General features: G+C 65.1%; 18 protein-coding genes. 13 read left to right on the forward strand and 5 right to left on the reverse strand.

Features of this window, described 5'->3' with window-relative positions; genetic code table 11:
• Together ACODTA_RS29780 and ACODTA_RS29785 are read right to left on the reverse strand one after the other, a co-directional pair.
• A partial coding sequence (locus tag ACODTA_RS29780; protein WP_489071218.1) for a deoxyguanosinetriphosphate triphosphohydrolase family protein occupies positions 1-862 on the reverse strand: 862 nt, incomplete at its 3' end.
• Between the two features lie 4 nt (positions 863-866).
• The gene (locus ACODTA_RS29785) at positions 867-1085 is read right to left on the reverse strand and encodes a hypothetical protein (RefSeq protein WP_489071220.1); all 219 of its coding nucleotides are present in this window, start codon (positions 1083-1085) and stop codon (positions 867-869) included.
• A 500-nt stretch (positions 1086-1585) separates the two neighbouring features.
• On the opposite strand from ACODTA_RS29785, the gene ACODTA_RS29790 reads away from it, so the two are divergent.
• From ACODTA_RS29790 to ACODTA_RS29850, 13 genes are all read left to right on the forward strand, one after another.
• Positions 1586-2707 (forward strand): DUF2213 domain-containing protein, encoded by a 1122-nt coding sequence (locus ACODTA_RS29790; protein WP_489071222.1) that lies wholly within the window; start codon positions 1586-1588, stop codon positions 2705-2707.
• A gap of 3 nt (positions 2708-2710) precedes the next feature.
• Complete coding sequence (locus tag ACODTA_RS29795) at positions 2711-3163, forward strand: structural cement protein Gp24 (protein WP_489071224.1); 453 nt, start codon at positions 2711-2713, stop codon at positions 3161-3163.
• Between the two features lie 17 nt (positions 3164-3180).
• Complete coding sequence (locus ACODTA_RS29800; protein WP_489071226.1) at positions 3181-4140, forward strand: DUF2184 domain-containing protein; 960 nt, start codon at positions 3181-3183, stop codon at positions 4138-4140.
• A complete protein-coding gene (locus ACODTA_RS29805; protein ID WP_489071228.1) occupies positions 4140-4436 on the forward strand; it encodes a hypothetical protein in 297 nt (98 codons plus the stop codon). The genes ACODTA_RS29800 and ACODTA_RS29805 overlap by 1 nt, the downstream gene beginning before the upstream one ends.
• A 68-nt stretch (positions 4437-4504) precedes the next feature.
• Positions 4505-4765, forward strand: coding sequence for a spike base protein, RCAP_Rcc01079 family (locus ACODTA_RS29810; RefSeq protein WP_489071230.1), 261 nt, complete (start codon positions 4505-4507; stop codon positions 4763-4765).
• A 1-nt stretch (position 4766) separates the two neighbouring features.
• Positions 4767-5174, forward strand: coding sequence for a DUF4054 domain-containing protein (locus ACODTA_RS29815; protein ID WP_489071232.1), 408 nt, complete (start codon positions 4767-4769; stop codon positions 5172-5174).
• The gene (locus ACODTA_RS29820) at positions 5171-5548 is read left to right on the forward strand and encodes a hypothetical protein (RefSeq protein ID WP_489071234.1); all 378 of its coding nucleotides are present in this window, start codon (positions 5171-5173) and stop codon (positions 5546-5548) included. Before ACODTA_RS29815 ends, ACODTA_RS29820 begins: the two co-directional genes overlap by 4 nt.
• Entirely contained in the window at positions 5541-5960 is a 420-nt protein-coding gene (locus ACODTA_RS29825) for an HK97-gp10 family putative phage morphogenesis protein (protein WP_489071236.1), read from the forward strand. The genes ACODTA_RS29820 and ACODTA_RS29825 overlap by 8 nt, the downstream gene beginning before the upstream one ends.
• Positions 5961-5962: 2 nt before the next feature.
• Positions 5963-6160, forward strand: coding sequence for a hypothetical protein (locus ACODTA_RS29830; protein ID WP_489071238.1), 198 nt, complete (start codon positions 5963-5965; stop codon positions 6158-6160).
• On the forward strand, positions 6108-6533 hold the full coding sequence (gp17, locus tag ACODTA_RS29835) for a tail completion protein gp17 (RefSeq protein WP_489071240.1): 426 nt from the start codon (positions 6108-6110) through the stop codon (positions 6531-6533). Before ACODTA_RS29830 ends, gp17 begins: the two co-directional genes overlap by 53 nt.
• Positions 6534-6627: 94 nt before the next feature.
• Positions 6628-7077: a phage tail protein gene (locus tag ACODTA_RS29840; RefSeq protein ID WP_489071242.1), complete on the forward strand. Its 450-nt coding sequence runs from the start codon at positions 6628-6630 to the stop codon at positions 7075-7077.
• Positions 7077-7562 (forward strand): gene transfer agent family protein, encoded by a 486-nt coding sequence (locus ACODTA_RS29845; RefSeq protein ID WP_489071244.1) that lies wholly within the window; start codon positions 7077-7079, stop codon positions 7560-7562. Before ACODTA_RS29840 ends, ACODTA_RS29845 begins: the two co-directional genes overlap by 1 nt.
• Positions 7562-7717 carry a hypothetical protein gene (locus ACODTA_RS29850; RefSeq protein ID WP_489071246.1) on the forward strand — a complete coding sequence of 52 codons (156 nt, stop codon included), beginning with the start codon at positions 7562-7564 and terminating at the stop codon, positions 7715-7717. The genes ACODTA_RS29845 and ACODTA_RS29850 overlap by 1 nt, the downstream gene beginning before the upstream one ends.
• Before the next feature lie 32 nt (positions 7718-7749).
• Here the strand turns inward: ACODTA_RS29850 and ACODTA_RS29855 are convergent, their stop codons facing one another.
• From ACODTA_RS29855 to ACODTA_RS29865, 3 genes are all read right to left on the reverse strand, one after another.
• The gene (locus tag ACODTA_RS29855; RefSeq protein WP_489071248.1) at positions 7750-8121 is read right to left on the reverse strand and encodes a hypothetical protein; all 372 of its coding nucleotides are present in this window, start codon (positions 8119-8121) and stop codon (positions 7750-7752) included.
• A 78-nt stretch (positions 8122-8199) separates the two neighbouring features.
• Positions 8200-8655 carry a hypothetical protein gene (locus ACODTA_RS29860; protein WP_489071250.1) on the reverse strand — a complete coding sequence of 152 codons (456 nt, stop codon included), beginning with the start codon at positions 8653-8655 and terminating at the stop codon, positions 8200-8202.
• Between the two features lie 37 nt (positions 8656-8692).
• Positions 8693-9151, reverse strand: coding sequence for a hypothetical protein (locus tag ACODTA_RS29865; RefSeq protein WP_489071252.1), 459 nt, complete (start codon positions 9149-9151; stop codon positions 8693-8695).
• Positions 9152-9611 lie beyond the last annotated feature (460 nt).

Here is a 9611-nt window from a genome sequence, read left to right on the forward strand (position 1 = left end):
TCGCCCTCGCTGCCACCGTTATCTTCTGGCTGTGATCAACGAGTCCTGACCCTAAGAATCCTTTGAGGCGATCGTAGGCTTTGACCAGCCTTAACTTTTCTTTTTGGTTGCTGCTTTCTCCGGCTGCATGTTCGATGATTCGATCCTTTTCATCGAAAACTCGTTGCCAAGGTAGTGCATTGCAGCGGTGGAAGTCCTCAAGGTCATGGACTGAGTATGCTACGTCATCAGACCAATCCATTAATTCGGCTTCGAGTGTTTTTTCATCGTGATCATGAAATTTTCTTGCGAAGTCGAAGTCTTCCTTTTCCGTTGTATAGGCAGACCATTTCTTCTTGGATTTTTTTCCCTTCTGTCCCCGCATCCATGGGTACTTAAGACATGCCGCAAGCGTTGCTCGAGTGACGTCTATCCCCGGGGAATCTGGGAATCGCACTGCGAGTTTCGTCAAAATCCGAAATGACTGTGCATTACCCTCGAAGCCCTCCGTATCGTGTTCGCGAACGAGTTTATCGAGGGTGTGCTCCCCGATATGGCCAAACGGCGGATGCCCGAGATCATGCGCTAAGCATGCGGCCTCTACTACCTCTGGATCGAGCCCGCGCACTGCCGCGATCGTCGGTTGCTCCGCCTTCAGCTTTTGGGCCAGGCGCCGTCCGATCTGCGCGACTTTAATCGTGTGCTGCTGGCGGGTATGAAATACGTCCGCTTCGCCTGCACGTACTATCTGCGTGATTCCCGCTAGCCGATGAAAAGCCGACGAATAGAGCAAGCGATCCCGATCGCGCTCAAATTCGGAGCGCTGGTCTTTGGCCGCATTTCTGTGGCGCCGCTCTGAGCGGTCAGCTTCCCCCCAGGTCAAGTTGTCAGGCCGCCATCGCCTCCGCGACGATGGCGCTTAGGGTCCAATCGTCATTGACCTGAATCCGGCCGCGCTCCGCCGCTCGCTGAATCGCCACCTGACTCTCGCGCACCGTGTGTCCGGCGTTAATTAGTTCCAGACAAAGATCGCGTGCGGTCACGCGATCACCGATCCGTTGGAGGGTAGCGACGACTTCATCGTCAGACGGAATCTCAAAGCTCATGATGCACCTCGTCTGCTATGCATGCTGCCATAAAAAGCGTGAACCGGTGTTTAATGTTCCCGGCGCGAAAGCGTAACGAGTCGCTTTAGCCACGACTCGCCTAGCGGAAAATTGAGTCTCAAATGAGTCTACTGTCTGTGGGAGCAAGGCACGTGGGTGATCAAGGCATACGCGCCGATTCACGTGGTCTCATCCCCCTTCTCGGGCATGACTCACAAAATCGCACGCATGTGTCAATTCGAATGCGATGGTCGTACAGAAAAGTTCTCCAAAGTGTGCACCGGTTGGCGTCTGCTGCCCAGATATGGCGGGAATATCTGTAATGGCGGGCTCATTCGCCGCTCCATAGGCATCAGATGGGCCGGAGCGTGTGGTGGACCTGTAAGCTGACAGTACGAGCACTGGCTTACAGGCTTGACCGATATCTTGTCGCATAGCTCCATCTTCACCACTCCTGACGGCGGTAGTGACCACCCCGGCCATTCCATATCAACCGTCGCATGTACATGACGGATCGCCTGACACTGGATGCGCCGCGCTTCGATAGCGCTGGCAATATGGTCGCCTCGGTCTTGGCCGCGCGGACCGGGATACAGGATTATGCCGGCTATGAGGTCGGCAGGCCGGAGATGCGGATCGTTCGCGTCCTGCGGCCGGAGGCGGAGGTGTTCGCCGCCGACAGCCTGCGTTCCTTCGCTGGCGCGCCGGTGACGATCGACCATCCCCCCGAAAGCGTCACCACCGACAATTGGAAGACCTATGCCGTGGGCGAGACCGATGGCGAGGTGGTGCGCGACGGCGAGGCCGTGCGTGTTCCCTTCCTGTTGCGCGACGCCGCCGCCATCCGCGAGGTGGAGGCGGGCAAGCGCGAGATCAGCATGGGCTATGCCTGCGACCTGGCGTTCGAGCCGGGCGAGCATGAGGGGCGGCCCTATGACGCCGTGCAGCGCAACATCCGCATCAATCACCTGGCCATCGTCGATCATGCGCGCGGCGGATCCGCGCTGCGCATCGGGGACGGGGCAGGCGGCGCTGACGCTGGTACCGCCGGCGAGGGCCGGACCAATCGCACGATCCTGTTCGACGGCCGCCCGATCGACGTGACGCCCGAGGGCGCCGCCGCGATCGAGGCGTTGCTGGCGCGGCTGGACGATGCCGACGGCAAGGCGGGGGCGCTGGAGGCGCTGATCGCCGCGCTGACCGCCGACCGAGACACCCGCGACGCCACCATCGCCACGCTGGAGCGCCGCGTGCGCGACGCCGCGCCAACCCCCGCGCGGCTGCGCGACCTGGCGCGCGGCTATGCCGACGCGGTGGCGAGCGCCCGCGCGCTGGGCGTGGCCGTGGGCGAGGACGACACCGTCGAGGCGATCATGGCCGCCGTGGTTTCCGCGCGGCTGGGCGACGAAGCCAGGGGGTGGAGCGAGGCGCAGATCGCGGCGAGCTTCGCCGCACTGTCCGCCGGGCTGCGCGACGCCGCACCCGATCCGCTGCGCCGCGCGATCAGCGGCGGGCTGACCAACCTGGGCGACGCGCGCGCCGCCCGCGACGCCGCCCTGGCCCGGCGCCGGGCATATAACGCAACCGCCTATTGCGGCATCGACGCCGCCCAAGGAGCTTGATCAATGGCTGAAGTCCAGACTGTTTACAGCGATAGCATCGTGGCGGGTTATCCCGGCATGGTCGCCAATGGCGAGACGAGCAACCGCATCTCGCGCACCGTGGAGGATGCCGCCGGCATCGCGTTCGGCAAGGCCGTGTTCCGGGGCGCGGGCGACCAGGGCGTGACCGCGACGGTCGGTTCCGGCTTCCTCGGCTTCACCATCGCGGACGCGGGCACCGTGGCGCTGCCCGGCGCGGACGCCGACGAATATCAGCAATATGCGAGCGCCCCGGTGATCACGTCCGGCGCCGTCTATGTGACGGCGGGCGAGAATGTGACCGATGGCGCGCAGGTCTATGTCGATCCCGACGACAAGGCGATCGTCGACACCGCCACCGACAACATCATCGCGACGGGCTGGGTGTTCGACCAGACCGTTTCCACCGGCGCCGTCGTGCGCATCTCGAAGCGCTAAAACAAGGGAACGGACACATGACCTTCATCTATGACGAGGCGAGCTTCGCGCGCGACGCGCAGCAGCAGATCGCGTTCCTGACCCCGCAGATGTACCGGATCGAAAGCGAGGTCTACCAAGTCCGCTATCCTTCGTTCGACATCGCGCCGCTGATGCACGTCAACGAAGACGGTGACATGTGGGATATCGGATCGGTCTTTTATTCGGGCGACGTCGCCGGCGCGGCGCAGTGGATCGCCGGCCGGGGCTTCGACATGCCCTATGCCAGCGTCGCCGCCACCCAGCATGTGCAGCAGAACCACCTGGCCGGCATCGGCTATGAATGGTCGCTGCAGGAACTGGAGCGCGCCGCCAAGCTGGGCCGCAACCTGAGCACCGAGAAGGCGGCCGCCGCGTCGAAGGTGGCGCAGCAGTTCAAATGGGCGATCGCCATGACCGGCAACACGGAAAAGGGGCTGACCGGCCTGGTCAACAACGCTTCCGTGCCCGCAGCCCAGGTGGCGAACGACGGCACCGGCCCGTCGCGCCTGTGGTCCGCCAAGACGCCAGACCAGATCCTGCGCGACGTGGACGAGGCGCTGGAGGCGCCGTTCATCGCCACCAAGGAAGTGCATCTGGCCAACACGCTGCTGCTGCCCACGTCGCGCTTCAACATGATCGCGCGCACGCGGCTGACCGATACCGACATCACGGTGATGGACTTCCTGCGGCAGAGCAACGCCTATACCGCGCAGACCGGCCAGCCGCTGACCATCCGCGCCACCCGCGCGCTGGAAACGGCGGGCACCGGCAACGGCGCGCGCATGATCGCCTATGACAACAGCCGCGAGGTGGTGCAGTTCCACCTGCCCGGCGAGCATGAATTCCTGTCTCCCTTCCAGAAATCGTCGATGACCTGGGAAGTGGCGGGCATCATGAACATCGGCGGCCTCGAGATCCGCCTGCCCAAGGCGATCGCCTATCGGGATTCGTTCTGATGGTGCTGGTCCGCAACATCTCCGCCGGGCCGCGCGGTATCCACGCCGCGTCCGGCGCGGTGGAGATGCTGCGGCCGGGCGAGGCGCGCGAGATCGCGCTGGCGGCGGGCGAGCGGACCGAGGATTCGGACTGGTTCGCATTCGGCCATGAAGACGCGCCGCTGGCCGGGCTGGCGCTGGCGAGCCTGACCGTGGCGGCGCTGAAGGCGCTGGCGGCGGACGAGGGCATCGACCTGGGCGATGCCGGCCGCAAGACCGAGATCCTTTCCGCGATCGAACGCGCCCGCGCGGCCTGATCGCACATGATTCCCCACCCTGGGCCGCCTCGATCCGTCGCGGCGGCCCGTTTTGTGAAGAGGCCTTGATGGCAGACAAATACAGCACCGATCGCCAGAACGATGCCCGCACCTTCGGCAGCGACGCGGTTCCCCACACCCCGGCAGACAGCGACCTGCCGATCAACGTGAAGGCCGTGGTCTTCGCGGGCGACGGCACGATCAGCTTCAAGAACGCGGCGGGCACCGCGCGCACCGGCTATCCGGTGAAGGACGGCGTGCCGCTGCCCTTCGTGCCGGCGCGCATCACCGCGATGACCGGCGCCACCGCGTGCTGGCTGGTGCAGTGACATGGCGCACGTCCCCCCAAGCGCGGAGGAGCTGAAGGAACGCTATCCCGCGTTCGCTTCGGTGACCGAGGACATCATCGAGCATTGGCTGGCCGATGCCCAATCCACCGTCACCACCGGCTGGATCGAGGCGGATTACGCGCCCGCGATCATGGCGCTGGCGGCGCACCGGATGGCGCGCAACGGCACCGGCCCGGCGGATGCGGGCGCGGCCGGCGGCATGGCGGGGGTGACGAGCTTTCGTTCGGGCGCCTTTTCCGCCAGCTTCGCCGAAGCCGCCGTGAGCGCGGCGGTGAAGGGCGGCTATGCCTCCACCCCCTATGGCCAGGACTTCGCGGTCTATCTGCGGCGCAACCGCGCCGGGCCGCGCGTCGCCACGGGCGGGCGGCTGGGATGCGCGTTCCGATGACGATGCCCGCAGCCTTTGCCGGCATCGCGCGCGCGGTTTCCGCGCGGATGGACGGGCCGTTCGCCGACGCCGTGATTCTGGACGCGGGCGCGCCATCCTTTGACGAGGGTGGATCGATCGCCGGTCCGGGCACGCCGGCCGAGCGCGCCTGTTCGGTGCAGATCGACCTGATCGCCGATGCAATGCGCGGCGATGCCGGCTTCGCGCAGGGCGACGCGCGTTTCCTGATCCTGTCCGCCGGCCTGGACGGCGCGGTGGGCACCGATGCGCGCGTGCGCGTACTGGCCGGGCCGCATGCCGGGCTGTGGACGGTATCGGCGCTGGAGGCCGACCCGGCCGGGATCGGCTGGGTGGGGCGCGGCCGGCATGGTTAGGATCCGCGGCGCCGCCGAGCACAGCCGCCGGCTGAAGCGCATCATGGGCGCCGGGCTGGCGCGCGAGGTGGGCGAGGGGCTGTTTGCCGCGGGCAAGCTGATCCAGGCCGATGCGCGCGACAGCATCACCGAGGGATCGGTTTCGGGTGATCAGCATGTGCCCTCCCGCCCCGGCGAACCGCCCAACGCCGACACGCACCGGCTGTCGGACAATATCGAGCTGGTGCAGCCCCAGCCCCTGCGCGTGGAGGTTTCGTCCAACGCGCCATATTCGGCCGATCTGGAATTCGGTACGTCGAAGATGGCCGCGCGCCCGTTCATGAAGCCGGCCGCCACGCGGCGGCGTGACGAGGCGGTGCGCCTGGTGCGCGAGCAGGTTTCCGCGCTGATCCGCAAATCCAAGGGAGCATGACCATGCAGACCGTCACTTTCGCCCGGCCCTTTCCGCATGTGCGCGGGCTGGAGACGACCTATTTCGAGGCCGGCTGGTCCGGCGAGATCACCAACGAGATCGCCGCGGCCGCCCATGCCGCCGGGGCGCTGGAAAAGGAGAACGCCGGTGGATCTGATCAGGCCGGTGCGGCGGGCGACGCTGACAGCGCTGAAGGATGACGCGGCGCTGACCGCGCTGATCCCGGCGGCCAATATCCATCCCGCGACGCAGGCGGGCGACGCCCCCTGGCCGTTCATGCGCTGGGACGCGCCGTCCGCGACGCCGCTGACCTGGGGCGCGACCGTATCGTTCCGGCTGCATGTGTTCGGCAGGCCCGTGTTCAACAGCGGCGGCGCGATGACCGAGACCGCGGAGGATTTCGTCCTGCGCGCGCTGGGCGCCGCGCGGCGCGTGGTCCATCGCAACCGCGTGCCGCTGACCGGCGGCAGCGTGCGGCTCTGGTCCGATCTGACCCGGGCGATGCCCGACGGCGCCGAACGCGACGCCTGGCACGGGATCATCGCCGTCACGGCCCGCGCCTTCGCCGAATAGCGCGGGCCATCCATTCCCCCTCCCTCTGACGGCGGTAGTGAGGGCGGGTGGGCACCCCTAATCTTTCCGCCAGATCAATCGCTGGAGACGCGCAGTGAGCCTTCCCAATGAACCCGATTTCGCGCTGATCAAGGTCCAGACCGCCCCCGGCCCGCCGGCGGTGTTCACCACCCTGTGCGGCCTTGAGAACGCCAACGTCAACGAAAGCGTGCAGACGCGCGAACGCTATCGCCGCGACTGCGCCAAGCCCAACCGCCCCGGCCAGCGCAAGCTGAGCGCCACCGGATCCTCGTGGCAGGTGACGGGCAGCGGCGTGATCAACATCGACCAGGAAGACGTGCTGGGCGACGTGAAGGGCGTCATCCAGAACTACAAGATCGAATGCTACAAGGACGACGGCACCGATGCCGGCGACCTGCTGGGCACCTGGGCCGGATCGGGCATGCTCACCACGCGCAACCGATCGATCCAGATCGAGGGCGACAGCGGCCTTGAAGTGACGATCGAGGGCCAGGACGACCTCGTCTGGACACCGGCCGCCTGATGAGCGACGCCCCGTCCACCCGGATCGACATCGAGTTCGCGGACGGGGCGTACAGCTTCCGCCTGGGGCTGGCGCAGATCGCGGAGCTTCAGGCGAAGTGCGGTTGCGGCATCGGCGCGCTCTATGCGCGCGTGATCAAGGGCCGCTACATCATCGACGGCGAACCGCTGGGCAATCCGATGGAAGCCCAGTTCTTCGCCGCCGACCTGATCGAAACGGTGCGTCAGGGCCTGATCGGCGGGCGTGCCGGCGTGGTCGACGATCAGACGGTGGAGGTGAAGCCAGCCGACGCCAACCGGCTGGTCTCCGCCTATCTCTATCCCGAACGGCCGCTGACCGAGGCATGGGCGCTGGCCGCGTCGATCCTGGCCGCAGCGATCGACGGCTATTCGCCGCCCGATAAAAAAAAAGAAGCGCCGGCAACGGCAAAGCCGGCGGTGAAGGCCGCTTCGACTATGCGGAAGCGCTCACCAACTGCGCGATGATGGGCATCCCGCCATCCGAGGCGCGGGACCTCTCCTATTGGGAATATACCGCGCTGCTGACGGTATGGAACGAGCGCCACTCACCCGATGGCGCGGATCGCCCCAGCGATTTGCCAAGGCTGCGGCGCTTCATGGAGGCGCATGGGGTGGGATGATGGCGGGCCGCTTCCGGCCGGGCAAGCCGCCGTCATTCCGGCGGTGGGCCGCTCATGTCGAAGCCTTGCTCCCTGCACATGTCCTCGACCACCCGTGAATTCAGACCCTTCGGATCGCCGTTCGCCACAAGCGTGTTGATGATCTTGTACGGCCCTGTCGCGCCGCGCCCGCCGATGACGAAGAAGGGACGGAAGGCGATATAGACTCCGGCACGATTCTGGCCACTCACCCATCCGCAATAAAGGCCCCATTTTCGTGTCGCGGGCCACCGGTAGCGCGCCGTCGCGGGAAAGAGGAGCTGCGCCTCCACTTCTTTCCGGATCGATGCGCGATCGTCCTCGGCCAACGGATCGGACTGACGCCCTTCCGCCGCCGCCGCCAGCAATGCGATCGTCCAGATCATCTCATTTGCTTCATAGGGTTACGATCCCGACATATGTCCTGTGTCGAAGGTTGGGAAGGCCGGGGCGGGCAGAAATCCTCAGCGTTGGCAGTGGCCGCGCCACACGACGTCGAAGGCCTCGGGATCGTCGGATCGGAAAGCGACCTTTTGATTGGCGCCGGCCACAAAGGGTTGTTTTCCCGTCATGCCGCCGAGCGCGTTGCGGGCGTTCACATAGCCGCAGCCCCTGCCGAGATGTTCGAACTTCGCGGAATCGGGATCGTTCAGCCGCGCTTTCACCAGATCTTCGATCCGCGACATCTCCACGAACTGGTCGACGAGCTGGTCATGTCGCGCTTCCGCGACCGGATCGTATAGCATGTCGCCCAATGCCGGCAGGATGTAGATGGCGAGGAACACCGCCGCGACGATGCCGGCGCCCGTCAGCCAGAAGCGCACTTCCTGCGTTTTGGCCGAGGGCAGATCGCTCCGGCAATAGCGGCAGACGATCGCTTCATCCTGGATCTGCTCGGCACATTTGGGACAGGTTTTCACGGGCGCTCGCTCCGGTCCGCCCTTTTCGGAAGGGCGCTCAGCATGAGAGTTTCAACAAGCCGTCGAAATTGACGGAATCCTGAAGTTCATTGCGCATGGATTGCGCGCGTTCGCACAGCGCGCTCGCCGTGCTGGAGCTGTAGGGATATTCCCGCGCCCTGTCGCATCGCGCCTGCGCGTCGCGCACGCGCCCCTCGTCCGTATTCAGCGGTGGCTGGATGTTCACCAGTGTCGGCTTGTCGTTTCCCAGCCGTACGATGAAGGGCCTGAACCCGGCATAGGCACCCATTCTGTTCTTGCCGTTGACCTCTCCGCAGACGCTTTCGAAGCCGTTCCTGGTGACGAGGCGGACATTGCGGAACTTCGCGGCGTCGGGATCGATCATATCCCCGGCGACGGCGGCCGTGCCGATGCCCTGTTTGTAGAGCAGCGTGCCGGGGATACGATCGCACCCCGCCAGGCACGCCAGAACCGCGACCATATACGCTATACGCATCCTCACCCCCGATAGTGGAATCTGCTGCCAGATTCTCACCGGGCTGGCAAAGGAAAGTGGATCCCCATCTGATCGATCGCAGATGGATCAGCCAGTTCAGTCCTTCCAGAGTGGATGTGACCCAGTAGAGGCTGCCGAAACCACGCCCGCTATCAATATTGTCCGGCAGATCCAACGTGATCGATTCTGCCGATCTCCCAGCGCCATTTTTTCCGAAGTGAAATCGGTTTGGCAATGGGAGTAGCGGCGGGCAAGGGCTTGGATGTTCTTTCGGCATATATGCGAGGTCTTCGCCAGCGATTGTTCGTACTGGTTATCGTACTATTTCAATTAAAATCGAGAGCTCGTGATCGAAGAGTTCAGAGTCCGGGTACCGCGGCGATTGCCGTTTCCCCGATTTGCATGCTAGGGTCAGGACCCATTGATGTGAGCGTCGCGATCTGATTCAGGCTCCGCAAGG

Source organism: Sphingomonas sp. FG14 (genome assembly GCF_057809675.1).

What these genes read in the sequence shown, in the direction of transcription:
- ACODTA_RS29800 (WP_489071226.1), top strand. Translation starts at nt 3,181, where the DNA reads ATGACCTTCATCTATGACGAGGCGAGCTTCGCGCGCGACGCGCAGCAG.
- ACODTA_RS29855 (WP_489071248.1), bottom strand. Translation starts at nt 8,121, where the DNA reads ATGATCTGGACGATCGCATTGCTGGCGGCGGCGGCGGAAGGGCGTCAG.
- ACODTA_RS29825 (WP_489071236.1), top strand. Translation starts at nt 5,541, where the DNA reads ATGGTTAGGATCCGCGGCGCCGCCGAGCACAGCCGCCGGCTGAAGCGC.
- ACODTA_RS29810 (WP_489071230.1), top strand. Translation starts at nt 4,505, where the DNA reads ATGGCAGACAAATACAGCACCGATCGCCAGAACGATGCCCGCACCTTC.
- ACODTA_RS29790 (WP_489071222.1), top strand. Translation starts at nt 1,586, where the DNA reads ATGTACATGACGGATCGCCTGACACTGGATGCGCCGCGCTTCGATAGC.
- ACODTA_RS29795 (WP_489071224.1), top strand. Translation starts at nt 2,711, where the DNA reads ATGGCTGAAGTCCAGACTGTTTACAGCGATAGCATCGTGGCGGGTTAT.
- ACODTA_RS29830 (WP_489071238.1), top strand. Translation starts at nt 5,963, where the DNA reads ATGCAGACCGTCACTTTCGCCCGGCCCTTTCCGCATGTGCGCGGGCTG.
- ACODTA_RS29820 (WP_489071234.1), top strand. Translation starts at nt 5,171, where the DNA reads ATGACGATGCCCGCAGCCTTTGCCGGCATCGCGCGCGCGGTTTCCGCG.
- ACODTA_RS29845 (WP_489071244.1), top strand. Translation starts at nt 7,077, where the DNA reads ATGAGCGACGCCCCGTCCACCCGGATCGACATCGAGTTCGCGGACGGG.
- ACODTA_RS29850 (WP_489071246.1), top strand. Translation starts at nt 7,562, where the DNA reads ATGGGCATCCCGCCATCCGAGGCGCGGGACCTCTCCTATTGGGAATAT.
- ACODTA_RS29815 (WP_489071232.1), top strand. Translation starts at nt 4,767, where the DNA reads ATGGCGCACGTCCCCCCAAGCGCGGAGGAGCTGAAGGAACGCTATCCC.
- ACODTA_RS29805 (WP_489071228.1), top strand. Translation starts at nt 4,140, where the DNA reads ATGGTGCTGGTCCGCAACATCTCCGCCGGGCCGCGCGGTATCCACGCC.
- ACODTA_RS29865 (WP_489071252.1), bottom strand. Translation starts at nt 9,151, where the DNA reads ATGCGTATAGCGTATATGGTCGCGGTTCTGGCGTGCCTGGCGGGGTGC.
- ACODTA_RS29785 (WP_489071220.1), bottom strand. Translation starts at nt 1,085, where the DNA reads ATGAGCTTTGAGATTCCGTCTGACGATGAAGTCGTCGCTACCCTCCAA.